21 protein-coding genes are annotated in these 26741 nt (G+C 72.3%); 11 read left to right on the plus strand and 10 right to left on the minus strand.

The window, feature by feature from the left end; translation table 11 throughout:
• Positions 1-693: 693 nt before the first annotated feature.
• Together ACFYNP_RS01015 and ACFYNP_RS01020 are read left to right on the plus strand one after the other, a co-directional pair.
• Positions 694-4848 (plus strand): AAA family ATPase, encoded by a 4155-nt coding sequence (locus ACFYNP_RS01015; RefSeq protein WP_388781410.1) that lies wholly within the window; start codon positions 694-696, stop codon positions 4846-4848.
• A gap of 503 nt (positions 4849-5351) precedes the next feature.
• Positions 5352-6155 (plus strand): glycosyltransferase family 2 protein, encoded by an 804-nt coding sequence (locus ACFYNP_RS01020; RefSeq protein ID WP_388781413.1) that lies wholly within the window; start codon positions 5352-5354, stop codon positions 6153-6155.
• A gap of 123 nt (positions 6156-6278) precedes the next feature.
• On the opposite strand, the gene ACFYNP_RS01025 is transcribed toward ACFYNP_RS01020, so the two are convergent.
• Both ACFYNP_RS01025 and ACFYNP_RS01030 read right to left on the minus strand, forming a co-directional pair.
• Positions 6279-7205 (minus strand): FkbM family methyltransferase, encoded by a 927-nt coding sequence (locus ACFYNP_RS01025; RefSeq protein ID WP_388781416.1) that lies wholly within the window; start codon positions 7203-7205, stop codon positions 6279-6281.
• A gap of 85 nt (positions 7206-7290) precedes the next feature.
• Positions 7291-8529 carry an amidohydrolase family protein gene (locus ACFYNP_RS01030; RefSeq protein ID WP_388781419.1) on the minus strand — a complete coding sequence of 413 codons (1239 nt, stop codon included), beginning with the start codon at positions 8527-8529 and terminating at the stop codon, positions 7291-7293.
• A 177-nt stretch (positions 8530-8706) separates the two neighbouring features.
• Between ACFYNP_RS01030 and ACFYNP_RS01035 the strand changes: the two genes are divergently transcribed.
• The 9 genes from ACFYNP_RS01035 (at position 8707) to ACFYNP_RS01075 (ending at position 18955) form a co-directional block, all read left to right on the plus strand.
• Entirely contained in the window at positions 8707-9156 is a 450-nt protein-coding gene (locus ACFYNP_RS01035; protein ID WP_388414827.1) for a DoxX family protein, read from the plus strand.
• A 133-nt stretch (positions 9157-9289) separates the two neighbouring features.
• The gene (locus ACFYNP_RS01040) at positions 9290-9850 is read left to right on the plus strand and encodes a hypothetical protein (RefSeq protein WP_388781422.1); all 561 of its coding nucleotides are present in this window, start codon (positions 9290-9292) and stop codon (positions 9848-9850) included.
• Positions 9851-9925: 75 nt separating this feature from the next.
• Positions 9926-10738, plus strand: coding sequence for a hypothetical protein (locus ACFYNP_RS01045; protein ID WP_388781424.1), 813 nt, complete (start codon positions 9926-9928; stop codon positions 10736-10738).
• A gap of 61 nt (positions 10739-10799) precedes the next feature.
• Positions 10800-11060, plus strand: coding sequence for a hypothetical protein (locus tag ACFYNP_RS01050; protein WP_388781427.1), 261 nt, complete (start codon positions 10800-10802; stop codon positions 11058-11060).
• Between the two features lie 236 nt (positions 11061-11296).
• Positions 11297-12025, plus strand: a complete 729-nt coding sequence (gene cseB / locus ACFYNP_RS01055) for a two-component system response regulator CseB (protein ID WP_388781429.1) — start codon at positions 11297-11299, stop codon at positions 12023-12025.
• The gene (locus tag ACFYNP_RS01060) at positions 12022-13341 is read left to right on the plus strand and encodes a sensor histidine kinase (protein WP_388781432.1); all 1320 of its coding nucleotides are present in this window, start codon (positions 12022-12024) and stop codon (positions 13339-13341) included. The genes cseB and ACFYNP_RS01060 overlap by 4 nt, the downstream gene beginning before the upstream one ends.
• A gap of 279 nt (positions 13342-13620) precedes the next feature.
• Complete coding sequence (locus ACFYNP_RS01065) at positions 13621-14403, plus strand: ABC transporter ATP-binding protein (protein ID WP_388781435.1); 783 nt, start codon at positions 13621-13623, stop codon at positions 14401-14403.
• A gap of 304 nt (positions 14404-14707) precedes the next feature.
• Positions 14708-17287: an ABC transporter permease gene (locus ACFYNP_RS01070; protein WP_388781438.1), complete on the plus strand. Its 2580-nt coding sequence runs from the start codon at positions 14708-14710 to the stop codon at positions 17285-17287.
• Between the two features lie 60 nt (positions 17288-17347).
• Positions 17348-18955: a PLP-dependent aminotransferase family protein gene (locus tag ACFYNP_RS01075; RefSeq protein ID WP_388781440.1), complete on the plus strand. Its 1608-nt coding sequence runs from the start codon at positions 17348-17350 to the stop codon at positions 18953-18955.
• Here ACFYNP_RS01075 and ACFYNP_RS01080 read toward each other — a convergent pair.
• From ACFYNP_RS01080 to ACFYNP_RS01115, 8 genes are all read right to left on the minus strand, one after another.
• Positions 18936-20363, minus strand: coding sequence for a UbiD family decarboxylase (locus ACFYNP_RS01080; protein WP_388414854.1), 1428 nt, complete (start codon positions 20361-20363; stop codon positions 18936-18938). The two genes, ACFYNP_RS01075 and ACFYNP_RS01080, sit on opposite strands and share 20 nt — an antisense overlap.
• On the minus strand, positions 20360-20767 hold the full coding sequence (locus tag ACFYNP_RS01085) for a chorismate mutase (RefSeq protein ID WP_388781443.1): 408 nt from the start codon (positions 20765-20767) through the stop codon (positions 20360-20362). The genes ACFYNP_RS01080 and ACFYNP_RS01085 overlap by 4 nt, the downstream gene beginning before the upstream one ends.
• Positions 20764-21108 carry a hypothetical protein gene (locus ACFYNP_RS01090; protein WP_388414860.1) on the minus strand — a complete coding sequence of 115 codons (345 nt, stop codon included), beginning with the start codon at positions 21106-21108 and terminating at the stop codon, positions 20764-20766. Before ACFYNP_RS01090 ends, ACFYNP_RS01085 begins: the two co-directional genes overlap by 4 nt.
• A gap of 40 nt (positions 21109-21148) precedes the next feature.
• Positions 21149-21820, minus strand: coding sequence for a flavodoxin family protein (locus ACFYNP_RS01095; RefSeq protein WP_388414863.1), 672 nt, complete (start codon positions 21818-21820; stop codon positions 21149-21151).
• A 121-nt stretch (positions 21821-21941) separates the two neighbouring features.
• Positions 21942-23246, minus strand: coding sequence for a TrpB-like pyridoxal phosphate-dependent enzyme (locus tag ACFYNP_RS01100; protein WP_388414866.1), 1305 nt, complete (start codon positions 23244-23246; stop codon positions 21942-21944).
• 60 nt (positions 23247-23306) lie between these two features.
• Entirely contained in the window at positions 23307-24536 is a 1230-nt protein-coding gene (locus ACFYNP_RS01105) for an MFS transporter (RefSeq protein ID WP_388414869.1), read from the minus strand.
• A gap of 2 nt (positions 24537-24538) precedes the next feature.
• A complete protein-coding gene (locus ACFYNP_RS01110; RefSeq protein WP_388781446.1) occupies positions 24539-25753 on the minus strand; it encodes an ATP-grasp domain-containing protein in 1215 nt (404 codons plus the stop codon).
• Positions 25754-25814: 61 nt separating this feature from the next.
• Positions 25815-26591 carry a B3/4 domain-containing protein gene (locus tag ACFYNP_RS01115; protein ID WP_388781449.1) on the minus strand — a complete coding sequence of 259 codons (777 nt, stop codon included), beginning with the start codon at positions 26589-26591 and terminating at the stop codon, positions 25815-25817.
• Positions 26592-26741: the final 150 nt, after the last annotated feature.

Below are 26741 nucleotides of genomic sequence, written 5' to 3' on the forward strand. Positions count from 1 at the left end.
AACGTAGTAGGCCGAAGGATGCAGTCCGGCACGGAGAGAGCACAGGCACAGCACGGCACAGCACAGCACCGCTCTTGCCGCCGAGCGGCGGTCGCCGGGGGCCCGGCAGCGGCTTCCGGGCAGCTCGCCGCGGATGCGCTCGGCCGTGCGCCCGCACCGCGGCGGACCGTATCGAGGTACTCAGCCGGTGCACCCGCGCCAACCCGGGCCGTATCCAGGCACTCCGCCGGTGCACCCGCGCCAACACGGGCCCCATCCAGGTACTCCGCCGGTGCACCCGCGCCAACACGGGCCCTATCCAGGTACTCAGCCGGTGCACCCGCACCTACCCGGGCCGTACCGACGCGCGTGCACGCCGACCGTCTGGTTCGGCACCGGTCCCTCCCCTGTTGGGACCGGTACTGAACCAGACGGCCGGCGTCGACCCCGCGGCCGTTCGGCGCTGAGCGCGGACGCCCGAACCCGGGGTGGCCACAGGAAGATGCGGCATCATGAGCTGTCCGTCCGAGCGCTGTTCTCGCTGCCCCGAAGGGCAACGCCCGGTTGGTGTGCGACTACGTGGAGATCCTGTCACCTATGGCTCTCGCCGATGAGTATCCGTCCTCCGGATCACGACATCACCGCAGGTCAGACGTATAGGGTGAGTTTTCCGGTCCGGACGCCCACGCACGGGGGAAGTGAGGAGAGGAGACCTTGAGTCCCGACTCAGGGGCACGCACGGCCTTCGCGGAACGCCTCGCGCTGCTGTACAAGGAGGCAGGCGACCCTCCGCTCAAACGCGTCGCCGAGTCCGTCGTCCGCCTTCAGCGGGTGGACGAGCGCGGGCGACCGGTGCGGGTGTCCGCCCAGCGGATCAGCGACTGGCGACGGGCCAGGAACGTGCCGGCCCAGTTCGCCGCTCTCGCCGTGGTGCTGCACATCCTGATACCCGAAGCCCGACGCTCCAGGCCCACGCCCGTGTCCGAGGGCCTGTACGACGTGGCCCAGTGGCAGCAGCTGTGGGAGCACGCGATCGCCGACCCCGTCGCCGACCGTCCCGCGCCACTCGCGGAGGAGAAGGAAGGGGCCCCGGCCGAAGCGACGAGCGTCCCGGGTGGCGTGTGTCCCTACCTGGGGCTGTCCTCGTACCGGCCACAGGACGCGCGGTGGTTCTTCGGCCGGGAGCGGAGCACGGAATCCCTCGTCGCGCAGCTCCGGGCCGTGCAGAGGACGGGCGGCCTCGTCATGCTCGTGGGCGCCTCGGGAGCGGGAAAGTCCTCCCTTCTGAACGCCGGTCTCGTGCCCACGCTGCGAGAGGGCGCGCTGGGGGGCGAGGACGGCGGCGAGAGGCGCGTCCTCCAACTCGTGCCGGGAGCCGATCCGCTCGGGGAGCTGATCCGCCGGATCCCTGAGCTCGGGCCCGTCGTTTCCGCCGCGAAGCACGCCAAGCGCGCGGAGCACGTGAAACGCGCGGAGCACGTGAAGCACGCGCAACACGCGAAGGACGCGAAGGACGCGAAGGACGCGGCGAGGGAATCGTCCGCGGCGGAGCCCGGGACCCCGGGGTTCGGTCGCGCCGTACGGGAAGCGGTCTCGGCGTGGGCGCACGGCGGGACGCCCTCCTCCGCCCCTCCGGTCGTCATCGTGGACCAGTTCGAGGAGACGTTCACCCTCAGCTCCGACGAGGCGGACAAGCGCACGTTCATCCAGATCCTGCACGCCGCGTGCACTCCCGCCCGGTCCGAGCCCGCCCCGTCCGAGCCCGCCCGGTCGGATGAGCCCGCTCCCGCCCCCGCCCCCGCCCCCGCCCCCGCGCTCGTGGTCCTGGGCGTACGGGCCGACTTCTTCGAGCAGTGTCTCGGGTATCCGGAACTGGCCGACGCGCTGCAACACCGCCACATGGTGCTCGGGCCGCTGACCACCGCGGAACTGCGCGAAGCGGTGACGGGCCCGGCCAAAGCCGTGGGTATGGAACTCGAACCCGGGCTCACGGAGCTGATCGTCCGGGAAGTGAGCGCCGACGGCCCCCGCGGCGCGAACAACGCGGGGGCGCTGCCGCTCCTCTCGCACGCCCTGCTCGCCACCTGGCAGCGGCGGAAGGCGGGACGGCTGACGCTGGCCGGCTACCGCGCGGCGGGCGGGATCCAGGGAGCGGTGGCGGCCACCGCCGAGCGGGCCTGGACGGGCCTCGACCCGGCGGCGCGCACCGCGGCGAGGCTGCTCCTCCTCCGGCTCGTCCGGCTCGGCGAGGACACCCAGGCCACTCGCCGGCGCGGGGCGCGCCGCCAGTTGGCGGAGGAGTCGACCAACTCCGACAAGACGGAGGAGTCGCTCGAAGCCCTGGTCCGCGCCCGATTGGTGACGCTCGACGCGGAGACCGTGGAGATCACCCACGAGGCGCTGCTCCACGCCTGGCCGCGCCTGCGCGACTGGATCGACGAGGACCGGACCGGCAACCTGCTGCGCCAGCGGCTGGAGGAGGACGGCAGGGCCTGGGAGGCGTCGAGCCGCGATACGTCACTGCTGTACCGGGGGTCCCGTCTGGAACAGGCCCGGACGTGGGCGAAGTCCGCGGGTGACCCCTTCCTGACCCGGGCCGCGGTGGAGTTCCTTGCTGCCTCGGTCAAACTGCGCAAGCGCACGGTCTGGCTCATGCGGGGTGCGGTGGCGGCTCTGGTCGTCCTCGCGATGCTGGCCGTCGGTTCGGCGATGGTCGCGCGGCAGCAACGGGACGACGCCGTGTTCGAGCAGGTGCTTGCCGAGGCCGACCGGGCGCAGCACTCGGATCCCTCGCTGTCCGCTCAACTCGCCCTGGTGGCACACCACTTGCGGCCCGACGACGAAGGCACGAACAATCGGCTGATCTCGACGGTGAACGCTCCGCTGGCAACGCCGCTCCTCGGTCACACCGGAGCCGTCTACCTCACCTCGTTCAGTCCGAACGGGCGGACCCTGGCCACCGCCAGCTACGACCGGACCGTCCGGCTGTGGGACGTGTCGGACCCGGCTCGCCCCCAACCGTTGGGCAAGCCGCTCACCTCGCACACGAGCTGGGTGAGCAGCGCGGTCTTCAGCCCGGACGGCAGCACGCTCGCCAGCGCTTCGGACGACGGCACGGTCCGGCTGTGGGACGTGCGGGATCCCGGCCTTCCGCGGCCGCTGGGTGCGCCGTTGCCCGGCCCTGGCGGCACGGTCTACCTGGTCGCCTTCAGCCCGGACGGCCACACGTTGGCATCCGCCAATGAGAACGGCAGCGTGCGCCTGTGGGACGTGACGGCCCCGAGCCGGCCGAAGGCGCTCGACGACCTGACCGGGCACACGGCCGCGGTACGGTCCGTGGCGTTCAGCCCCGACGGGCGGACGCTGGCAGCGGGTGGCGACGACGGCTCCATCCGGCTCTGGGACATGGCCGATCCCGGCCATCCGGCCTCTGTCGGGGCCGCGTTGACCGGACACACCGGCACCGTGCACTCGGTGGCCTTCAGCCCCGACGGCCGCACTCTGGCCAGCGGTGGCGCCGACGACACCATCCGGCTCTGGAACCTGCGCGACCCGCGTCACGCGAGCCCCCTCGGCTCACCGCTCACCGGCCACACCGGCCCCATCTGGTCGGTGGCCTTCAGCCCCGACGGAAGCAAGCTCGGCGCCGCCAGTGCGGACAGTACGGCGAGCCTGTGGAACGTCAGCGATCCGGCGTACCCGTCGCAGGTCGGTGAGCCTCTCGCGGGAAGCAGCGGCGAGATGTACGCCTTGGGCTTCAGCCCCGATGGGCGGACCCTCGCCACCGGGAGCGGAGACGGCAAGGTCCGGCTGTGGTCGATACCCGCGTCGGACATGATCGGCCGCATCGGATCGTTCCGCCCGGACGGGCAGGTGCTCGCGACGGCCGCCCGCGACAGCAGGGTTCGGCTGTGGAACGTCGGTACCGCGGACAAGCCCGTACCGCTGGGCGAACCGTTCACGTCCGGGGACGGTGATGTGCGTTCCCTGGTGTTCTCCCCCGACGGCCGTACGCTCGCGGTGCTGATGGGCAACCGCACCGTACAGCTCTGGAACGTCCTCGACCCCGGACGGCCGACCCCCTACGGGCCGCCCATCGCTCTGAAGACCCGGTTCTCCGGCCCCAGCGCGCTGGCGTTCAGCCCGGACGGGCACACCCTGGCCACCGCCTACGACGACCGCACCATACAGCTGTGGAGCATCGGGAATCCCTCTCGGCATCTCCCGCTCGGCACACCCCTCTCCGGCCACAGGGGTTACGTCAATTCCCTCGTATTCAGCCCGGACGGCCGAACGCTCGCCAGCGGCAGCGCGGACGGCACCGTACGACTGTGGAACGTGACCGACCCGCGTCATGGTTCCCGGCTCGGCGCGCCTCTCACCGGGCATCTCGGGCCCGTCAACGCGCTCTCCTACAGCCCGAACGGCCATACGCTGGCCAGTGGCAGCGACGACGACACGGTCCGGCTCTGGAACGTCACGGGGTCCGCTGCGCCGGCGCAGTTGGGGTCCCCGCTCACGGGTCATACCGAAGCCGTCGTGTCACTGACGTTCAGCCAGGACGGCCGCACCTTGGCGAGCGGCGGCAACGACAACGCGGTCCGGCTCTGGAACGTCACCCGGCCGTCCGAGGCCGCGGCCATCGGACAGTCGATGAGCCCCAATGCCAAGACGGGGAATTTCCTGTCGTTCAGCCCCACCAGCCACATGCTCGGGGTGTCGAGCGGCAGCGATACCGTCCGACTGTGGAACTTGGACGCCGACGAGGCCATTAGCCGTATCTGCTCATCGACTCGGGGCGTTCTGACGCCGGAAAAGTGGCAGGAAAATCTGCCGCGCCTGTCCTATGCGCCTCCTTGCGACCAGTAAGAGCCGCACGTGATCTCGATCACAACCCGCTATTGCTGTCCCGTAGGAGATTCCCGCCGCACGCAGGGCGTTGTTAATGTTGCCAACAGCCCGATCGCTGGTGCATCCCCCGTCGCCAGCGATCGGGCACTTGCATGTCGTCGCTGGTGGGAGACGTGTCCGGACCCGCTGCGGCGAGACACCACGAGGGCATTCCGCGCCGCCGTGAAAGTGGTCCGCACGGCGGCAATAAGTCATGCACGGCAAGTCATGCACGGCAGCGGGAGCCGCGCGGACAGGGATCGGATCCGGTCCGCCAGAAGGCGGCCCGGACCTGATGCGCACTCGGGTATCGGGTCGACCGACAGCGTCCAAGAACGCCGTCCGAGGCGGCAGTTGCGCGTGCGTTCCGCGCGGGCGTCGAGTGCGGCCGGCCACTGCGGCACTCCGACTTCGCACGATCTCTCGGCCTCGTGCGCAGTCGTATGCTGAGCCGATCGACTCACTTGGAAAGGTGGTGAGCCGTGGACCGGCGCATCATCGTCGTCACCGCCGTCCACGCACCGTCGGCGCACTTCCTGCCGGACGCGTACAAGTCGCTGTGCGAGCAGGAGCTTCCGGAAGGCTGGACCTGGCACTGGCTGATCCAGGAGGACGGCAGGACGGACCAGGTCGCGCCGCACGTCCCCCACGACGAGCGGATCACGTTCCGGCAGGGCCGCCCCGGCGGTCCCGGGGTCGCGCGCATGATGGCGCTCGCCCACGCCGACGGCGAGTACGTGAAGGTCCTGGACGCCGACGACCGGCTTTCCCCCGGCACGCTGGCCCGCGACCTGGCGGCCCTGGAAGCCGACCCGAGCCTCGGCTGGGCCACGTCGCGCGTGCTCGACTTCCTGCCCGACGGTTCGACGGCCGGCTTCCCGGGCGACCCCGAGCCCGGCCCGATCGAGCGGCAGGCGGTGGTCGACCACTGGGCAGCCAACGACTACCGGGCACAGGTCCATCCGGCGACGCTCTTCGTCCGCCGCGACCTGCTTCTCGCGCTCGGCGGGTGGATGGCACTGCCCGCCTCGGAGGACACCGGTCTGCTCCTGGCCCTGAACGCCGTTGCCCGCGGCTGGTTCTCGTCCGAAGTCGGGCTCCTGTACCGGAAGTGGGAGGGCCAGGCGACCGGCCAGGCCGCGCACGTCGACACCGCCGAGCGCGAAGCCCGGATGGCCGTCGTGGCGGCCCGGGCGCGAGCCCTCGACCACTTCCAGTGGCACTACCCCGCCGGCGCCCGGGGCGGACACGGCAGGACGGCCGGGGAAAGGGGAGCGTCGACCTGACGGGATCGCCGTCGGGAGAGGTGAGCGCCGAGCCGCGGGTATCGCCGTCGTCACCGACGCCCCGGAACGGCCACTTCTGGGTGGCGCCCGAGGCCGGAGCTCAGGCTCAGGCCGGGCCCAGGCTCAGGCCCGGACCAGGGCCTCGGCATCGACGCGCGAGAAGATCAGCTCCGTCTCCCCCACGATCGGCCGGCGCCAGCGGACCGGAGCCGCGGGGTGCCGTATCGCCCGTGGGTAGCTGGCCGGCGAGTACTCGGTCGGCAACCGGTACGCGTGGAAGCCGTGTTCGCGCATGATGGCCAACAACTCGTGGACGCAGTCGCCGAGTTGGGCCATCCGGTCCGGTGTGACCTCCACGGCGATCTCCACGTCCTGCCGCAGGTCGTCCAGCAGGGGAGCGAGCCCCCGGACGACGCTGCCCTCCGCGCCCTCGACGTCGATCTTGATCACGCGTGCCCCGGCCACCTCATCCGGTTCCAGAAGCTCGGACAGGGGCACGGCCTCCATCTCGAAGGTCGACTCCGCCGGACCGTCGTACGGGACGATCGAGTTGGCACCCATGTTGTGCGAGCCGGCGAGGACGAACGTCAGCGTCCGGTGCCCGTCCGAGACGGCCGTGTTGATCGCGCGAAGGTTGTCGCAGTGGTTGAGGGCCGCGTTCCGCAGCAGCCTGCGGTGGAAGGCGGGCGAGGCCTCGATCGCCACGACCTGCCCCGCGCCGCCCACCAGGCGGGAGCCGAGGACGGAGAAGACGCCGACGTTGGCGCCGACGTCGATGAACGTGTCCCCGGGCTCCAGCCGCTGCCGCAGCCAGTGCGTCATGTGCGGCTCCCACACTCCGAACAGGTACAGGTACCGCTGGATGAGATCCTGCGTGTCGACGGCGAAGCGGGCGCCGAACCGGTCCTCGGTGACCCGTCGACGCGGCTGTTCGCCGAGCCGGGGGTTGAGGTATCTCGCGGCGAGCGCGGCCTTCCCCAGGGCGCCCGGCGCATCGCGTATGTACCTGCGGCCCAGGGTGGTCAGGGCCTCCGACATGGGGTTGCTCATCCGATCGCCTCTCCGTCAGGGGACGGGCGAACGATAACGCCGGGGAGGACGGCTCCCCGGCGCAACGGACGAACGACAGCCGCGATCAGCGCCCGGCGGCGAGCCCGCGGTCCCGGTCGAAGGGCAGGTCCAGCATCCGAATGGCGTTCCCGCGCAGGAGTTTGTACGCGACGTCCTCCGACAGCCCGCCCACGTGCTCGGTGGCCACCTGCTTCGTGTGCGGCCAGGTCGAGTCGACGTGCGGATAGTCGGTCTCGAAGGTCGCGTTGTTCACGCCCACGGTCTCGATGGCCTCGATGCCGTGCCGGTCGCGGAAGAAGCAGCAGAAGATCTGCCGGTAGTAGTACGTGGACGGCGGCTCGGGGATCAGGTCCTTCACACCGCCCCAGGCGCGGTGCTCCTCCCACACGTCGTCGGCACGCTCCAGGGCGTACGGGATCCACCCCATCTGCCCCTCGCTGTAAGCGAGTTTGAGCCGGGGGAACTTGACCAGGACGCCGGAGAACAGGAAGTCCATCATCGACGCCATCGCGTTGTTGAAGCTCAGCGAGGCCTGGACGGCGGGCGGGGCGTCCGGGGACGCCGCCGGCATCTGCGACGACGAGCCGATGTGCATGTTCACCACGGTTCCGGTCTCCTCGCAGGCCGCGAAGAACGGGTCCCAGTAGCCGGAGTGGATCGACGGAAGCCCCAGGTACGTGGGGATCTCGGAGAACGTCACCGCGCGCACCCCGCGGGCCGCGTTCCGCTTGATCTCCGCGACGGCCAGGCCGATGTCCCACAACGGGATCAGGCACAGCGGTATGAGCCTGCCACCGCTGTCCCCGCACCACTCCTCGACCATCCAGTCGTTGTACGCCCGCACGCAGGCAAGGGCGACCTCCTTGTCCTTGGCCTCGGCGAAGGTCTGCCCGCAGAACCGGGGGAAGGTGGGAAAGCAGAGGGAGGCCTCGACGTGGTTGAGGTCCATGTCCGCCAGGCGGGCCTTGGGATCCCAGCAGCCCCGCCGCATCTGCTCACGCGTGATCCCGTCCAGCGTCATCTCGTCGCGGGAGAAGCCGACGGCCGCGATGATGCGCTTGTACGGGAAGATCTGGCCCTCGTAGTCCCACCAGTCGGTGATCTGGCCCTCCGGATCCGTCGTGAACCTGTACTTGCCCCCGATGTAGGCCAGCTCGCCGATACCGGCGGTGAAAGGCTTCGGGCCCCGGTCGCGGTACTTGCCCGGGAGCCACGTCTCGAAGAGGTGCGCGGGCTCGATCACGTGGTCGTCCACGCTGATGACCCGGGGGATCTCCCTGCTGCCGCTCTCGCTGCTGACCACGCCCTACCCCCTGCTGCCTGCCGAACCCTCCGGCTATCGAATCTGACGATCCATCAGATTCGAGCGTATGGGCTCCCTCCGGCGACGGCAAGCGTTCCTTCACATCCACCCCCTTGCGCGGCCGACGGCCGCTGCGCTGAACTGACGTACCGTCAGTTCCAGTCGGAGGGGCGCCGTATGCAGACGTTGTGGCTCAGCGGAGCCGAGTGGTTCGCCGTGCTCCGGATCGGGCTCGGGCTCTGGTGGCTGGAGAGCTGGCGCCACAAGGACAAGAAGGACTGGTTCGCGGGCGGCGGCATCCGCTGGGCCGCCGGCATCGCCGAGAAGCACCGCTGGACCGTCGTGCGCTCGGGTTTCGACGTCGTGGTGAGGCCGAGACCGGTCGCCATGGCGTACGTCGTCGCCTACGCCGAGCTGGCGCTGGGTCTCGGCCTGACCGTGGGCTTCCTGACGCCGGTCGCCTTGATCTGCGGACTCGTCCTCAGCCTCGTCTACCTCGTGCTGATGATCCACGACGTGGCCGAGCAGGGGCAGAACCTGATGATGGCCCTGATCTCCCTGGTGGCACTCCTGGGTGTGGCGTGGCAAGTCTGGTCGGTGGACGCCGCGTTGGGGCTCTTCCCGTAGCTCGCGCTCTGGTCTGTTACGCCGTTACATGCCACCCTGCCCCGCATATCTGTCCTCCACGGCTCGACACGGCGTCGTGGAGGGCGGCACGCGCAGGGCGCGCACCGTCGTGCCGGCAGACAGGGAGAAGCCGATGAGCGAACGCGACCAGGAAGAGCGGCCGACCGGGGCGGCAGTCCTCAGGCAGAGCCACGCCGCGCGGGCCGAGAGCGCCGCGGCTCGCGCGGCCGCCCTCAGCCACTACGTCGAACAGCGCGGCTCAGCAGAGGCGTCGGAAGGCTCCGCGGCCCACGCCGAAGCCGTCTGGAAGTCCGCACACGCTGCCCGCGTCGCCGCTCAGGCGCTGGCCGTGATCTCCGAGAGCGCTCCCGACCCGGCCGCGGACTCCCGCTGCGCCAGGAACGCGGCCGCTTCCGCCGCGCAGGCCTCCCGGATGGGCCGGCTCATCGACGGCGACACCGAACCGTCCGTCGCCGCCTGCGAGGCCGCGCTCAAGGCCTCGCTCGCCGCATCCGCGGCAGCGGGGGCCGGGCGCCTGGGCGCGGACGGCGAGCTGAATGCCGAGGCGGACGAGGCGGAGAAGGGCGCCGTCGCGGCCGCCGAGCGCGCCGGCTGGATCCGGCCCGGCCAGCAGATCCCCTCCGTGTCGACCGGGGTGCGGAGCGGCGAGGTGATGTCGATGATGCACCTCTGAGGCAGGCGGACCGAGGCAGATCGACCCTCTGACCTAGACTGGAAGCGACAAACGCAGGTCAGCGGAGGGGCCGCGATGGCGGAGCGGGCATGGGCCACAGCGGGCCGGGAGCGGGAGTCCCGGCCGGCGGCGCTGGGGCGGATCCGGCTCATGGGCGCGGGGCTGGCCGTCCTGGCCGGGGTGTGGGCGGTACTGAGCTGCCTGGCGTTCACGGTGTGGGCGCCGGGCGAACAGGCACGGTACGAGGACTACCGCGCGGCCGAGCCGTGCGCCGTGGGGGCGACGGCGGCGGAGGTGGCCGCGAAGGACTGCCTCGTCACCTGGCACTTCACCGTCACCGAGACCGAGGCCGTGCACCGCGGGAAGACCACGTCCTACCGGGTGTCCCTCAAGGCCGAGGACGACGGCTCCTGGCAGGGGTCCGTGTGGTTCGGCGACTCCGGGCCGCTCTTCGACGAACTGCACCGTGGCGACGAGGTCACCGCGACCGACTGGCGCCGTGACATCGTCGTACTGAGCAGGAACGGCGTCCGCCAGAACACCTCCGCCGCGCCCCGCGACGAGCTCCAGGCGAACATCGCCGTGGGCGTCGTCGCCGCACTGTTCGCGGCCCAGTCCCTGGCGTTCGGCGCGGTCCGCCTGGTCCGGCCGGCCGCCTGCGCGCCCTTCGTGTGGGAGCCGTACGGCAGGTGGCTCGTCTGCGCCAACGCCGGTGTCGGAGTGGTCGTCGGGCTCGCGTCGGTCTGGCTCGGCGTCCCCTGGTGGACCGTGCTCGTGACCCTGCCGGCCGGGGTGTGCGCGGTGCTGGCGTACCTCGTGCGCCGGCGGCGACGGACGCAGGCGCCCCCGGCGAGGTCCGCGAAGTCCCCGAAGCTCGCGAAGTCCTAGCCCCCGCGCCGACTCCCGCACCAGCAAGCCGAGTTCACCGCCCGGTATCAAGGAATGGACCATGGACAAGACACCGGACCAGAAGCACGCCGACACCATCTGGGGCGCCGTCATCATGCCGGTGCTGGCCGCCTGGATCGCGTTCCACCTGGTACGCCACAGCACCGCCCCGGGCTGGATCCTGTACGCCGTCGGCGTGGCGGCGGTCCTGCTCGCACACGGCTGGTTCGCCCTGCGCAAGAAGGCCCCCGGGGTGGGCGGCACGGCCGTGCCCGTCCTGTACGCCCTGCTCGGCGGCCTGTTCTGGCTCACCCGGACCTGAGCCGCCGGACGGCCCGACCGGCCCGTCCCGCCCCGTTTGTATCCATCCCGTATCGCCCCCGCATCCGGCACCGCTCCTTTCCCCGTCGGATCCCCATCGGATCGCCCCGACCGGGCCGCGGGCGGTCGCGGGGCGCGGGGGCTGTCGTATCGTTCCTTTCGATCCGCCGAGTCGCCCGCTGCGTACAGATATGACCGAGTTGCACGGGTGGGGCTCGTTCTCGAACAGGAGCCGCCGTGTCCTCGCCCAGCCCCGTCCCGGCCGACGCGGGGGCCGTTCGTGTGCTGTTGGTCGAGGACGACGAGCTGATGCGGCGGGCCTTCGCCGTGGCGCTGGGGCGGTACGGGTACGAGGTCGAGGCCGCCGCCGACGGGCTCGCGGGGCTTGAGGCGTTCCGGGCCGGGGTCTTCGACCTGCTGATCCTCGATGTGATGCTGCCGGGGCTCGACGGGATCGGGCTGTGCCGGCGGGTGCGGGAGAGCAGTCTCGTGCCGGTCCTGATGATGTCCGCCCGGGGCGACGGGCTCGATGTCGTCGCCGGGCTTGAGGCGGGGGCCGACGACTATGTCGTCAAGCCCGTCGACACCTTCGTACTGGTCGCTCGTATCCGGTCCCTGCTGCGGCGGGCCACGTACGCGCCGCCGACGCCGCACGAACCCCAACAGGGCGGCTCTGAAGGTGAGTTGCTCGTTTTCGGGGAGCTCTCCATCGACACCGCGGGGCTTGAGGTGTTCATCTCCGGGGCGCCCGTCGCGCTCACCCCCACCGAGCTGAAGCTGCTCCTGGAGTTCGCGGCGCACCCCGGTGTCGTCCTGGAACGGCACACCCTGCTGCGGGAGGTCTGGGAGTACGGGTGGGACGGGGACAGCCGGGTCGTCGACCTGTGTGTGCAGCGGCTGCGCAAGAAGCTGGGGCGGGACCGGATCGAGACGGTCCGCGGGTTCGGCTACAAGTTCCGGCGATGACGTCCGTGCGCCCCCGCAGGAAGCCCGCGCGCCCCCGCCCTCGTCCGAAGCAGGGTGCCTCCCCGGGCCGGCCCGCCGTCGCCCTCACCTCCCTGCGCTGGAAGATCGCCGCGCTCGCCGCGGCCACCGCCTGCCTCGTCGCGCTGGCCGTCGGCGTGCTCGTCCACCTCTGGACCGCGCACGACATCCGCGACCGCGCCGAGGCCCGCGCGTTCAACGCCGTGTACTCGGCCATGGACACCTACCACCGCACCGGCACCCTCGCCGACGGCGCCCGGCTCGACCCGCCCGACCTCCCCGCCTCGCTGCGCCACCCCGCCGACGGAAACCGGCACACCGCCTACGACGGGCACGTCGACGGCAACTCCGGGCCCGCCTACTGGGCCGCCCAGCGGGTCGACGGGCCGGGCAGTGCCGTCCTCGCCGTCGAGGTCAACATGAGCCCCGAGCTCTACGATCTGCGCCGGCTCGACGTCACCATGGCCGTCGCCTCGCTCGCCTCCGTCGCGGCCGCCGTGCCCCTCGCGGTGTACGGGGCCGGGCTCGTCGGGCGTCGGCTGCGGCGGGTCTCCGAGACCGCCGTACGCATCTCCGCCGGAGACCTCGACGCGCGGACCGGGCCCACCCCGGGCCGCGACGAGGTGGCCGACATCGCCGTCGCCGTCGACCTCATGGCCGACAGCCTCGGCCGACGGCTGCGCGACGAGCGCCGGTTCACCGCCGACGTCGCCCATGAACTCCGCACCCCCGTAGGGGGGTTGCTCGCGGCCGTCGACCTGCTGCCGGACGGCGAGACCGAGGACCTGATCCGGGGCCGGGTGCGCGATCTGCGCGGGCTCGTCGAGGACCTCCTGGAGATCTCCCGGCTCGACGCCGGGGCCGAACGCCCCGCACCGGTTCCGGTGCCGCTCGGCGCCGTCGTCCGCGAGGCCGTCGCCCGCACCGGGCTCGACACCGCGGTGGTGGTCGTGGAGAGCCGGCAGAGCGTCGAGACCGACCCGCGGCGCCTGGAGCGCGTCGTCGGCAACCTCGTCGTCAACGCCCATCGGCACGGCGGCGCTCCCGTCGAGGTCACCGTCGACGGCCGTACGGTCGTCGTACGCGACCACGGGCCCGGCTTCCCGGCGGACCTGCTCCGCGACGGGCCGCGCCGCTTCCACACCGGGGCGCGGGAACGCGGGGCGGGCCACGGGCTCGGCCTCACCATCGCGTTCGGCCAGGCCCGCGTCCTCGGCGCCGAGCTGCGCCTGTGCAATGCCCCGGGGCCGGAGGGCGGAGCCGTCGCCACGCTGCGGCTTCAGCCAGGCTCGGCATAAGCCAGGCTCGGCCTTAGCCAGGCTCGGCCTGACGGCGCCCGGCCCGGCCACGCCCGGCCCGGCCACGCTTCGGCTCCCGTGCCCGGCCGGCCTCGGCGTCGCGGCTGTCGCGGCTGTCGCGGCTGTCGCGGCTGTCGCGGCTGTCGCACGATCGCCGCACAGTGGCGCGTACGCCGATACATACGTGCCCCGGTCCCGATACACGGGCCGGACACCCTTCGAAGTGACCGTTCGCCCTGTTCCGCAGCCGAACCCCGCACTCGAAGTGGAGCCACTCCCGTGACCGTCAACTCCCTTACGGCACAGGCCGTCTACCCCGACCCCGGTCTCGCGGCGGCGACCACCGACCTCAGCAAGGTGTACGGCGGCGGGGACACCCGGGTCGTCGCGCTCGACCGGGTCAGCATCGGGTTCCGGGAAGGCGAGTTCACCGCGATCATGGGGCCCTCCGGGTGCGGCAAGTCCACCTTGATGCACTGCGCGGCCGGGCTCGACTCGGCCAGTTCCGGGTCGGTGCGCATCGGCACCACCGAGCTGAGCTCGCTGGACGACCGGCGGCTCACCGAGCTGCGCCGGGACCGCGTCGGCTTCATCTTCCAGGCGTTCAACCTGCTGCCCACGCTGACCGCCCTGGAGAACATCACGCTGCCCCTGGACATCGCGGGCCGCAAGCCCGACCAGGAGTGGCTCGACCGGGTCGTCTCCATGGTGGGGCTGGCCGACCGGCTCGGCCACCGGCCCGCGCAGCTCTCCGGCGGGCAGCAGCAGCGCGTGGCCGTGGCGCGGGCGCTCGCGTCGCGGCCCGCGATCGTCTTCGGCGACGAGCCGACGGGCAACCTCGACTCCCGGGCGGGGGCGGAGGTGCTGGGGTTTCTGCGGGAATCCGTACGGGAGTTGGGGCAGACGGTGGTGATGGTGACGCACGACCCGGGTGCGGCGTCGTATGCGGACCGGGTCGTCTTTCTCGCCGACGGGCGGATCGTCGACGAGGTGCTGCGGCCCAGTGCGGAGGGGGTGCTCGATCGGATGCGGGGCTTCGAGGCCCGGGCCCGCACGACCTGACCCCGCCCCTTCCCGCTGCGCCACTCCGCGGCTCCGCCGCGTGGCCTCCGGGGGTGCGGTGACCCTGGGAGCTCCGCCCCCAGACCTCCGTTCGCGCCAGAAGGGTGCTCGTCCTCACACGCCGGACGGGCTGGGTATGCCCCCTGCCGATCCGCCTGCAGGGGAGCGGGGAACTCCACAACCAGCCCCGCACGACCCGCACCCAGCACCCCGCACCCCGCACCCCCCGAACCCCGGTGCCCCGAAGCCCCGAAGCCCCGAAGCCCCGAAGCCCACCATCCCCCCCCCAGGACTGAGAAACCCCATGTTCAAAACCGCCCTGCGCAACGTACTCGCGCACAAGGCCCGGCTGTTGATGACCGTGCTCGCGGTCACCCTCGGCGTCGCCTTCGTCTGCGGGACGCTCGTGTTCGCCGAGTCGTCCTCCGCCGCGCACCGCGCCGCCGCGTCCAAGAACTTCGCCGGGATCGCGCTCACCGTCACCCCGAAGGAACCCCCGCCCGGGGACGCCGACCGCAGCGGGGAGGACGCGCTCGACGCCTCCCTCGTACGGAAGTTGGCCGTGTTGCCCGGAGTCGCCGAGGTGCGGCCCTCCGTCGACGGGTCCGCGACGCTCAACGCCGCCGACGGCAGCCCGCTGCGGGGCGGCAGGGCGTGGGCGAACCTCGCGGGGGCGTACGTGCCCGGTGCGGACGGCACGGACCGGCGGTACCCGCTGGTCACCGGGCGCGCCCCGGCCCGCGCGGACGAGCTCGTCGTGGACCGGGGCACCGCCGCGGCCGGGCACCTGGCCGTGGGGGACCTCGTCACGCTCGCCACCGACGGGCCGGTGCTCAAGAAGCGGCTGGTCGGGATCGTCGACACCCAGGACTCTCGGGTGACCGCGGGCGGCACCCTCGCCCTGTTCGACACCGCGACCGCGCAGCGCCTGTTCGCCTCCCCCGGCCACTTCACCTCGATCGACCTGACCGCCGCCCACGGCACCGACCCGGTCACACTGTCGGCCGAGGTCGCCACCGTGCTCCCGGCCGACCGGGCCGAGGCGACCAGCGGGGCCGCGCAGGCCGCCCAACAGGCTGCCAACGTCGACCTGATGACCCGCGGCTACCAGAAGATGCCGAAGATCTTCGCCGGGGTCGCGCTGTTCATCGGCTCGTTCCTCATCGTCAACACCTTCACGATGCTGGTCTCGCGCCGGACCCGTGACATCGCCCTGCTGCGCGCGATCGGCGCGACCCGCCGTCAGGTGGTGCGCTCGGTGCTGTGGGAGGCGGCCCTGGTCGGGCTCGCGGCTTCGGTGGCCGGGTTCGTGGCCGGGCTCGGTATCGCCGAGGCGCTGCCTGGTGTGCTGAGTACCAGTCAGGATCCATTGCCCAGCGGCGAGTTGGTCATCGGCGTGCGTCCCGTTGCGGCGGCGCTCGGGGTCGGCGTGGGGATCACCGTGCTCGCCGCGTGGCTGCCGTCGCGACGGGCCGCGAAGGTAGCGCCGGTCGAGGCACTGCGCTCCGCCGAACAGCCGCCCCCGCCCGCCGCCTCCCGGCCGCGCGCGATCACCGGCCTGGTGCTGCTCGTCGCCGGGGCCGGGCTGCTGGTGTCGCTGACGGGGGCGAAGGACGCGTCGGACACCAACGTGCAGAACGCGATGTTCGGCTGCGCGCTCCTCCTGGCCGCCCTGATCGCCCTCGCGCCGCTGCTCGCGGGTCCGGTGATCCGCCTCGGCGCGCGGACGGCCGGGCTCCTCGGGGGCAGCGGACGCGCCGGGGTCAGCGGGCGGCTCGCCCGGGCGAACGCCCTGCGCGATCCGCGGCGCACCGCGGCCACCGCCTCCGTCCTGATGGTCAGCACCGCGCTCGTCGCGGGCCTCGCGGTGATCGGCAGCTCCACCGGGCAGGCCCTGGACCGCCAGGCCGCCGACGGGCTGAGCGCGGACTATGTGATCGGGGCCCGTACGTCCACGCTCGCCCTCGACCCGGCCGCCCCGAAGCGCGTCGCGGACACCCCCGGGGTGCGGACGGCGGCCGCGGTCGCCGACTCCACGCTGTTCACCGGCGGAAACGTCCGCACGATCTCGGGCGTGGACCCCGCCACCCTGCACGAGGTCATGAAGCTCGACTTCACCAGCGGCTCCGCCGACGGCATCGGCACCGGCCGGATCGCCGTCTCCGAGAGCGTGGCCCGGGAACAGGGCCTGCGTACGGGCTCCACCGCCAAGGCACGCATCGGCCCCGGCCAGGACTTCGCGGACTACACCGTCGTCGGCGTCTACCGGGACAACCCCCTCGCGCAGGACGCCCTCGGCGCCCGTGGCGAGGTGCAGCGCCACAGCTTCATGCCCGGCACCGTCCAGCGCATCCTGGTGCGCACCGACGGCGCGGTGTCGGACGCCACCGCGGCCCGGCTGCGCACCGCCACCGGCAACAGCCCGCTCGTCGAGGTCAAGGACCGCGAGGTGCTCGTCGCCGAGGCAGGCGGGACCGTGAGCGAACTGCTCACCCTGATGTACGGGCTGCTCGCCATCGGCGCGCTGATCTCACTGCTCGGCATCGTGAACACCCTGGCCATGTCGGTCGCGGAGCGCACCCGGGAGATCGGCGTGCTGCGCGCCATCGGCATGGACCGGGCGGGCGTCCGGCGGATGATCCGGGCCGAGGCGGTGACCGTGGCCGCCTTCGGCACGCTGCTCGGCCTGGTCGGCGGGGTGTTCGGGGCCTGGGCCGTCGGCTCGCTGACCAGCGGCGCGATGACCCGGTACGCCTTCTCGCCGCCCTGGGGGTCGCTGGCGCTCCTGGCGCTCCTGGCACTGGTGACCGGCGCGCTCGCGGCCGCCGTACCGGCCCGCCGCGCGGCCGCCCTGAGCCCGTTGGAAGCGGTCGGAAAGACCTGAGCGGGCCACGGCCCCACACCGTGGCAGACTCGGCGGGGGAACCTGGCGAAGGGGGAAGCCGTGGGGTCGTCGGAGTTGCTCATCGTCCTCGACCGGGACGGCGGCACGCCGTTGCAGCAACAGCTCTGTGATCAGATCACGGCCCTGGTCCGGGCCGGCCAGCTGCGCCCGGGTGACAACGTGCCGGCGTCGCGCGAGCTCGCCCAGCAGCTCGATGTGTCGCGGACCGTCGTCACCCGGGCCTATGAACTGCTGCGGGCCAACAGCGTCATCATCGCCAAGCGCGGCTCGGGTACGAAGGTCGCCCCGCTGGCCGGAAGCGGCTCACCTGCTCGGCGCACCCCCCAACACCCGTCCTCCCGCGCCAAGTTCGCACCGCAGCCGCCCCGGGCCACCGACGGGAGCAGCCCGCTGTGGCAGCCGTGGGAGCCGCCGCCCACCCACCACGCGAGCAGCGCCCTCGACTTCCGGCACGGCACCCCGGCGCTCGCCGAGTTCCCCGTCGCCCGCTGGCGTCAGTCGCTGCATGACGCCTACGGCCGTGCCGATGTCGCCTCGCTCGGCTACGGCCCGGCCGAGGGCTCGCCGACGCTGCGCACCGAGATCGCGACGCTGGTGCGCCAGAGCCGGGCCCTGGACGCCTCGCCGGACCACATCATGGTGACCAGCGGCGCCACCCAGGCCCTGGACATCCTGGTCCGGATGCTGGTGGGGCCCGGTGACGTGGTGGTGATCGAGGATCCGAGCCACACCGTCCTGCGCCAGGTCTTCGGCTGCTCGCAGGCGCACGTGGTGCCGGTTCCGGTGGACGAACAGGGCCTGCGGGTCGACGACATCGACGCCTGTGTCCGGGCGCACGGCCACGACCCGGCGCGCGTGAAACTGGTGTACGTGACGCCCTCGCACCAGTTCCCCACCGGGTTCATCCTGTCCGAGGGGCGGCGGCGCGGCCTCGTACGCTGGGCCTACGAGCACGGGGCGACCGTTCTGGAGGACGACTACCACAACGAGTTCACCTTCACCGGCGAGCGGCTGCCCGCGCTCGCCGCCGAACGGCACCGCGACACCGTGGTGTACGTCGGCAGCTTCAGCAAGACGCTCTTCCCGGCGCTGCGGATCGGCTACGCGGTGCTGCCGCCGCACCTGGTGCAGCCCTTCCTCGGGATCAAGTGGATCACCGACCGGCTCACGCCCACGGTCGCCCAGGACGCACTCGCCGACTTCATCGCCACCGGTGCCTACGCCCGCCACATCAGCCGGATGACCCGCCTGTACCGCCAGCGCCGCAGCCGGCTCCTGGAGGCGCTGTACGAACACTTCGGGGCGGAGGTGCGGATCTCCGGCGAGGCGGCCGGCCTGCACGTCCTGGTCACCCTGACCGGCGCGCGCGGCACCCCGGAGGGGCGGATCGCCGAGGTCGCGGCCGGGCTCGGGGTGCGGATATACCCGGCGTCCGGCTACTTCGTCCAGGACCCGCCGGCCGAGCCGACGTTCCTGGTGGGGTACGCGGCCCTGCCCGCCCCGCGCATCACCCGGGGCGTCGCCCTGCTCGCGGACGCGGTACGGGAGGCGACGGGGAGGACGGGGCCGGCGGATCCCACCGGACCGGCGGGTCCCGCGGCCACGGCCACGGCACCCGCCAACTCCCCTACGCCTGCGGCTCGGTGAAGCGCGGCCGGTGGAAACGGGCGCGCAGGGCGTACGGGACCGTGCAGTCGAAGTGGGCCTTCGCGGTGCGGCCGTCCGCCGACAGGTTCGGCGAGTACGCGGTGGACTGGGAGGGGTCGAGCGGGAAGCCCAGCCGGTCGGGCAGCACCGCCACATCGCGGTCGGCCTGGAGCCGGGTGGTCATCGCCCACCACAGGTCCGCGTCCGACTCGATGTCGACGTCCTCGTCCACGGACACCGCGAGCTTCGCCATCCGGAACTCCTCCAGGACCGACTCGGCGGCCTTGCGGACCACTTCGTCGTCTGCGGCCGACCGCTTGGGCCGCCACTGGAGGACGACCATGAGCTGGCCGCCGCCCGCGGTATGGCAGTGCACGCCCTCGACGGGCGCGTCCAGTTCCCGCAGCCGGGCCAGGACCGCCGCCTCCATGCCGAAGCCGAGCAGTACCGACTGTTCGTGGCCGGGACCCGACACGGTCTGGAGGATCGCGCCCTCGCGTGCGGTGATGCCGGTGACCCGCACGGTCGGAAGCCCCGGGTGGGCGCGGCCCCGGTAGCCGAGGAACTCCGGTGTGGCGTAAGGGCCTTGGGGGTTCTCCGGGGCCGTCTCCGCGAGCAGCTCGCCCTCGATGACGTACTCGGCGTGCGCTATGCACTCCGCCGCGACCGTGCGGCAGTCCGTCAGCTCGACCGGCGCCCCGCCGAGCGCCCCCGCCACGGCCAGCTCGTCGACTCCCGCCGGAACCAGGGACGTCGGGCAGCACGACGAGAGGAGTACGGCCGGGCCGAGACCCAGATGGATCGCGACGGGCAGGTTCTCGCCCCGCCGCCGGGCCGCCCGGTGTGCGGCCTCCAGATCGCGGCCCGGCACCATCCACAGGGAGAGCCGGTCCGGGCCCTGGACGCACATCCGGTGGATGGACAGGTTGCGCACCCCGGTGTCCGGGTCGGTCGCCAGGACCGAGCCGAGCGTCAGATACGGGCCCGCGTCCTCGTCGGTGAGGACCGGCACCGGCAGCGCCGTCAGATCCGGGGCGAGCAAGGTGCGCACCGGCTCCCGGCCGCCCCGGCCGCGCACCGGCGCCACCGGCGACGCCACCGCGTCCAGGATCCGCCGGGGCAGCAGGCCCGGGGTGGTGCCGAGCAGGGCCGCCGCCCGGCGCCTGGTTCCGTACAGGCCGATGAGCACGGCCCGGGCGGGCGCCCCGCTCTCCGGAGCGACCCGCTCGAAGAGGACGGCGGGGCCGGGTCCGGTGGGCGGCGGGGCGGGCGCGCCGGCCCACTTCGCGTAGCGGGCGGAGACCCCGAACCGGGCCGGGACCTCCGCCCGCTCCCGCACCAGCTCGCCGGGCATGGGATCGAGCCCGGCGAGCGCGGTACGGAGGTCGGCGAGCCGGCGCCCTGTCATGCCGCGCCCTCGCGGGCCCCGGCCGGAGCGGCCCGGCGAGCCGATGCCCTGCGCTCGGCGAGCAGCTCCATCTGGAGGTCCGTCAGTTCGGTGATGAGCGTGCGGTAGACGCTCTCCGCGATGCCCGGGGGCATGCCCTCCTCGACGGCCAGACCCCGCACCTTCTCGATCACCTGAGCCACCCGCCCGGGCGAGCGCACGGTCTCCTCGTCGGTCTTGAAGGCCGTCAACTCCCGTACGACGCGCGTCCGTTGGGCCAGCAAAGCGACGATCTGGCGGTCGAGCGCGTCGACGGACAGGCGCAGCTCGTCGATGCGCTCGGCTCCGGCGGAGGTTCCGGCAGTGGTTCCGGTGGCGGCTCCGGCAGTGGTTCCGGTGGCGGCTCCTGTGGTGCCTGCGGTCATGGGGCGGGGACCTCGTCGATCACGTAGACGACGGTCGGCTCGTCGTCGGAGCCCTGGGAGCGGTGGCGCTCGTCGCCGGGGATGATGAAGCCCATGCCGGGGCGGCAGGGGATCGAGCGGTTGTCGAAGTGGATGGTGAACTCGCCCTGGAGCACCCAGCCCTGGTGGCCGCGCTCGCACCACTCCAACTCATTGAATCCGGCGGGCAGTTCCATCAGCCGGACCCGCTTGCCGCCGGTGTAGGCGATCTTCACCCGGCCGTCGGCGCCGGGCTTGTTCCATTTCTCCCACGGGATGGCATCGAAGTCGATGCCGACCAGGGCGGGCGTCGTGGTGCTCACAGGACTCTCCTCGGAGGTGGGGATCGGGTCGGGTGTGGATTCAGGACAGTGAACGGCTGCGCTCCACGCGCTCGTTGCGGTCGTCCAGGGGAAGCACCGGCTCCCCCGTGTCCGATCGGTGCCTGCGCAGCAGCAGGGTCATGTCGATCATGCGGTGGGTCATCCGCTCCAGGGCGTCGACGCCCTCGGGGTCGTGCAGGCCCGGCTTTCCGGTGGTGTTGCGCAGCAGCGCCGGGAAGCCGCTGCCCACCAGGATCATCCGGTTGAGCAGCAGGTTGTCGACGAGCTGGTTGTGCACGGAGGAGTCGCTGTAGCGGCGGCCCGTGACGATGATGCCGCCGACCTTGTTGGCCAACGGGCGGTCGAAGCGCAGGAATCCGACGCCCGCCCGCTCTATGAAGATCTGCATCAGGTGCGCGAGGCCGAAGCCGTGCACGGGCACCGCGTAGATGATCCCGTCCGCGCGCTTCATCTCCTCGACGATGCCGGGCATGTCGTCGGGCAGTGCGCACGGCAGGGTCCTGCTGTTGCAGTCGCCGCACGGGCTGCACGGCGAGATGCGGTGGTCGCGCAGGTAGAGCGTGCGGAACGCGGCTCCCCGGCCCCGCACGAGTTCTCCCGCGTAGTCGAGAGCGAGGTCGGTGTTGCCGCCCGCCCGCTCGGAGCCCGATATCCCGAGGATGACGGGTCGGTCGGAACGTACTCCTTGCATGTCTTTCCCCCAGTGACAGCTGTTCCCACGGGGCGGGCCGTCCGGGCCCGCCCCTTCCCCCTGACGACCGGCTCCCCCCGGCCGTCAGTCGTGCCCTCGCGCGCCGGACGGCCCCGGACGGTCAGTCCTTGAGCTTTCCGGCGAAGTAGTCGATGTAGGCCTGCATGTCGAAGTGGCCGTGGCCGGAGAGCGAGAACAGGATGCTCTTCGACTCGCCGGACTCCTTGCAGGCCAGCGCCTCGTCGATGGCCGCGCGCACGGCATGGGTCGACTCGGGGGCCGGCACGATGCCCTCGTTGCGGGCGAAGGTGACCCCGGCCTCGAAGCAGGCGGTCTGCGGCACCGCGCGCGCCTCCAGGTAGTCGAGCTCCTTCAGCTGGCTGATGATCGGCGACATGCCGTGGTAGCGCAGCCCGCCCGCGTGGATGCTCGGCGGCACGAAGGTGTGGCCGAGGGTGTGCATCTTGGTGAGCGGGGTCAGCCCGGCCGTGTCGCCGAAGTCGTACTCGTACGTGCCCTCGGTCAGCGTCGGGCAGGACGACGGCTCCACCGCGATGGCCCGCACCGAGCGGCCGCCGCGCAGCTGCTCGCCCAGGAACGGCAGGGCCAGGCCGCCGAAGTTGGAGCCGCCGCCGGCCGCGCCGATCACGATGTCCGGGTAGTCCTCGGCCAGCTCCATCTGGAGCAGGGCCTCCTTGCCGATGATCGACTGGTGCATCAGCACGAGGTTGAGGACCGAGCCGAGCGCGTACTTGGCGGTGCCGCCGCTCGTGGCGGCCGCCTCGGCCGCCTCGGAGATGGCGAGGCCGAGGCTGCCGGGCGAGTCGGGGTCGGCGGCGAGCGCGGCCCGGCCCGCCTCGGTCAGCTCGCTGGGGCTCGCGGTGACGCTGGCCCCGAACGTCTCCATCAGGCCCCGGCGGTACGGCTTCTGCTGGTAGCTGACCTTCACCATGTAGACCTCGCAGATGAGGCCGAAGTACTGGCAGGCGAGCGAGAGCGAGCTGCCCCACTGGCCGGCGCCGGTCTCCGTGGTGAGGCGCTCCACGCCGGCCTGCTTGTTGTAATACGCCTGCGGGACGGCGGTGTTGGGCTTGTGGCTGCCGGCCGGGCTGACGCCCTCGTTCTTGAAGTAGATGCGGGCCGGGGTGTCGAGGGCCTTCTCCAGCCGCCGGGCCCGCACCAGGGGGCTCGGCCGCCACTGCCGGTAGACGTCGATGACGGCGCCCGGGATGTCGATCTCGCGGTCGGTGGAGAACTCCTGCGCTATCAGCTCCGCGGGGAACAGGGGCTCCAGGTCGGCCGGGGTGATCGGCTCGCGGGTGCCCGGGTGCAGCATCGGGTCCAGCGGCTTGGGGAGGTCGGCGACCGCGTTGTACCAGGTGGTGGGGATCTGGTCTTCGGAAAGGAGGAACTTCGTCTGGGCCATGGAAACTTTCCTGTGAGTGGAGTGGAGCCGGTACGGAGTGAGGAGGAGCGGGCGGACGGGTCAGGTGTTCGCCGGGGCCGCCTTCGGCTCCGGCTCGGCAGTGGGCCTGCGGGCCGCGGGCGGCCTGATCCGCAGCACGGAGAACGCGGCGATGCCCACGAGCGGGGCGATGAGCAGCGTCACGAACACGGGCCGGTAGCCGTCGGCCGTCCACAGCACGCCCAGGCCGACCGGCACGACGAGCCGGGCGAGGCCGAGGACGAAGCCGTTGAGCGCCATGAAGCTGCCGACGCGGCCCTCGTCGACGTGGTCGGCGACATAGGTGGGCACGACCACGGACACGATGATCTCGCCGAGCGTCCACACCACGGTGGAGAGCAGCAGCGCGGGCAGCGAGAACCCGAAGACGATCACGGCGAGCCCCAGTGTCCACAGCAGCCCGGCCACCAGGAGCAGCGCCTTGGTGCCCCGGCCGCGGATGTGCTTCTCCATGAGCAGACCCAGGCTCACCACGACGACGCTGTTGATCGTGTAGACCGCGCCGACCAGTCCCGCCGAATCGTGCAGGACCGTGGTGACCGCCAGCGGCAGCGCGTATTCGAGGCCGATGAGCGGCACGACGTAGAAGAAGGAGACGAGGACGAGCAGCAGCACGTGCCGATGCCCGAGCGGGCCCGAACGCCCCTTGTCCTTACGGGTTTCGGCGTCCCGCTTGCGGCGGTCGCGCGGCACCCACAGCGTGATCATCGCCGCGCAGAGCAGGCCCGCGAAGATGTTCCCCGCGAACATGACGTGGTACGAGTACGCGGCGGCGACACCGCCGAGCAGCGGGCCCACCCCCATGCCCAGGTTGTTGCCGACATAGCTGATCGTGTAGGCGAACGGGCGCTGCTCGGGGGTGGTCAGATCGGCGACCAGGGTGTTGGAGGCCGGGCTGAACATGCCCATGCCGACCAGCGCGACGAACAGCAGGGCCGCGTACGTCCAGGGCGCGCCGTCGAGCAGGGCGAGACCGAGGTAGCCGGCCGCGTTGAGGATCAGCGCGCTCAGGAGGGCCGTGCGCCTGCCCTTCAGATCGCACAGCGGACCGCTCAGCAGGCTGCCGACCAGGAGGCCGGTGCTGCCGATGGAGATGAGCAGGCCCGCCTCGCCGGGGCTGAGGTCCTTGCCGCGCACCAGATAGACGGCGAGCAGCGGGAAGACGAACATGCCGGCCCGGTTGACGAAGGAGGCGAGGAACAACACCCGCAGGGCGAGCGGGAGTTCCCTGAAGCGCGCGACCCACAGCACGGCTAGGCCCCGGTCTCTACGCGGAAGCTGTCCCGCACCGTCTTGAAGCGGGCCTTGACGTCCTCGAAGTCGGTGCCCTCGCACACGTACCAGCCGAGCACGTCGTTGGAGGCGGTCGGCGGGGCGAGCACGTCGCCGACGCTCTTCCACACGTCGGCGTCCAACACGCCTTCCAGAGCCGTCAGTTCGGCGGCCGAGGTGATGGCGGTGATCGTGCCGTACTCGCCGGACGACAGGTATTCGGTGCCGACCTCCGGGCCGAGCCGGGCGGCCGGGCGGTGCTCGGGGTCCAGCTCCAGACGGCACCACTCGCCGGCCAGGTTGATGCCGCGCCCGGCCTCGACGGCGGGCACGATGGAGCCGCCGCCGGCCCGGGCTCCCGCCTCGCCGAAGACGATCTCGCCGTCGTCCAGGAGGAAGAACTCGGCGTGCACCACCCCGGTGCTCAGGCCGAAGCCGCGCAGGACCACCGCGTTCAGCTCCAGGATGCGCCGCTCGCTGGGCGTCAGGTCGTGCTTGCGCGAGATGGTGCCGCCGGGCTCGTCGCGGTACTCCAGGACGGAGTACGTGTACTGGGAGAGCTGCTCGAAGACGACCTCGCCGCGCTGGAAGAGCGAGTCGACGTGGAACTCGGTGCCGCGGATGAACTCCTCGACCCGGTACTCGTGCCGGTCGTCTCCCATCTCGCCCCACACACGGTCGAGTTCGGCCCGGTCGTTCACGCGGTAGGTGTTGCCGCAGGCCCAGCCGGCGTACGGCTTGACGACGACGGGGTAGCCGACCCGGCCGGCGAACTCGGCCACCGCGGTGACGGTGTCGGGGCGGCAGGAGCGGGCGACCCGCACTCCGAGCTCCTCGGCCCTGCGGTGCATGACGTTCTTGTCGCGGAAGTTGAGGGCCTGGTCGGGGGTGAGGCCGGGGATGCCGTGGTCGCGACGGGCCCGGCTCGCGGGCAGTACATCGCCCTCGAACAGCGGGAAGATCCGCTCGATGCGGTGCTCGGCGACGATGGTGTCGACGGCGGCACGCACGGCCGCCGTGTCGTCCAGGTCGGCGTGGTACCGCGGCAGGCCGTCGGCCTCGGGGGCCTCCCAGCCGGTGGGCAGCAGCACCACGGTGGCCACGCCGAGCTCGGCGGCGGCCGCGACGACGGCACGGAACTGGGCGGTGTAGCGCCCCGCTGCGGGCCGGTAGACCACGAGGATCGAGGGGTTCATGCGGTGCTCCTCAGACGGGCCCGGGGATACGGATCCGGGCCGGCGGGTCGGGACGGCGGCATCAGCGGGCGGTCGCGGGCGAGGGGGCGAAGAGCTCCGCGCCGGGCGTGGCCGCGTCGAGCACCACGGCGGGTCCGGGCTCGGCGCCGAGCCCGGTCAGCGCCTTGGCCAGGCGGGTGAGCGCTTCCTCGACGACGGCCCGGCCGCCGTCGTGCGCGGACTCCACGGTGAGCAGGAGCCTGCGGCGGCCGACCCCGGTCTTGACCACATCGCCCTGCCGCCAGTTCCAGCGCCGGGAGTGGGCCCGGCCCTGGGCGTCCGCGTAGACGACCTCTCCCGGGTCGGGGTGCTCGGTCGCTCCGGGCGCGCCCAGCGGTGCGAAGACCTCGTCGCCGTGCGCGAGCCGGACCCCCAACTCGCCCTGGATGTCGCCCACATCGCAGGACGCGACGGGGAGCCGGGTGTCCAGGGAGACCGCGTTGCAGAGGTCGACGAGCGCGTTGATCCGGGGCAGCCGGTCGCCCTTGGCCACCCGGCGCAGGACCGACTCGGCGGCGCACGGGAAGCGGTTCGGGTTGACGCCGACCGTGCGGTAGGCGTCCCGCCAGGCGGCGATCGGGGGCAGCGCCGACACGTCCGCCTTGCTGAGACCGGCCGCGTGCAGCGCGTCCTCGGCGGCGGTGAGCCACCCGTCGATCTGCCCCGACTCCCCGACGACGTCGATGTCCGGTACCGCGATCAGGCCGAGCACATAGCCGGGCACCCGCTCGGACAGGCGGCGGTCGATCGTGACGGTGAGGGGGCGAACGCCGCCGGGTACGTGGGTGGAGCTCTCCATGGACGTGGATTCCTTCGACTGTGACGAGGGTGGGGATCCCGTGGCCGGTACCGGCCGGACCGCTGATGACGTCCCGACCCTAGGGAGCGGGCAGGGGCCCGGCTGTGGCCAATTTCCGGCAATTCCAGAAGTCCACTTGCGGCCGCCCGC

Origin of the sequence: Streptomyces sp. NPDC006691, assembly GCF_042869955.1 — a bacterium.
Taxonomy (GTDB): Bacteria; Actinomycetota; Actinomycetes; order Streptomycetales; family Streptomycetaceae; genus Streptomyces.

What these genes read in the sequence shown, in the direction of transcription:
- ACFYNP_RS01095 (WP_388414863.1), bottom strand. Translation starts at nt 21,820, where the DNA reads ATGCAAGGAGTACGTTCCGACCGACCCGTCATCCTCGGGATATCGGGC.
- ACFYNP_RS01045 (WP_388781424.1), top strand. Translation starts at nt 9,926, where the DNA reads ATGGCGGAGCGGGCATGGGCCACAGCGGGCCGGGAGCGGGAGTCCCGG.
- ACFYNP_RS01085 (WP_388781443.1), bottom strand. Translation starts at nt 20,767, where the DNA reads ATGACCGCAGGCACCACAGGAGCCGCCACCGGAACCACTGCCGGAGCC.
- ACFYNP_RS01070 (WP_388781438.1), top strand. Translation starts at nt 14,708, where the DNA reads ATGTTCAAAACCGCCCTGCGCAACGTACTCGCGCACAAGGCCCGGCTG.
- ACFYNP_RS01100 (WP_388414866.1), bottom strand. Translation starts at nt 23,246, where the DNA reads ATGGCCCAGACGAAGTTCCTCCTTTCCGAAGACCAGATCCCCACCACC.
- ACFYNP_RS01035 (WP_388414827.1), top strand. Translation starts at nt 8,707, where the DNA reads ATGCAGACGTTGTGGCTCAGCGGAGCCGAGTGGTTCGCCGTGCTCCGG.
- ACFYNP_RS01040 (WP_388781422.1), top strand. Translation starts at nt 9,290, where the DNA reads ATGAGCGAACGCGACCAGGAAGAGCGGCCGACCGGGGCGGCAGTCCTC.
- ACFYNP_RS01025 (WP_388781416.1), bottom strand. Translation starts at nt 7,205, where the DNA reads ATGAGCAACCCCATGTCGGAGGCCCTGACCACCCTGGGCCGCAGGTAC.
- ACFYNP_RS01110 (WP_388781446.1), bottom strand. Translation starts at nt 25,753, where the DNA reads ATGAACCCCTCGATCCTCGTGGTCTACCGGCCCGCAGCGGGGCGCTAC.
- ACFYNP_RS01115 (WP_388781449.1), bottom strand. Translation starts at nt 26,591, where the DNA reads ATGGAGAGCTCCACCCACGTACCCGGCGGCGTTCGCCCCCTCACCGTC.
- ACFYNP_RS01060 (WP_388781432.1), top strand. Translation starts at nt 12,022, where the DNA reads ATGACGTCCGTGCGCCCCCGCAGGAAGCCCGCGCGCCCCCGCCCTCGT.
- ACFYNP_RS01080 (WP_388414854.1), bottom strand. Translation starts at nt 20,363, where the DNA reads ATGACAGGGCGCCGGCTCGCCGACCTCCGTACCGCGCTCGCCGGGCTC.
- ACFYNP_RS01050 (WP_388781427.1), top strand. Translation starts at nt 10,800, where the DNA reads ATGGACAAGACACCGGACCAGAAGCACGCCGACACCATCTGGGGCGCC.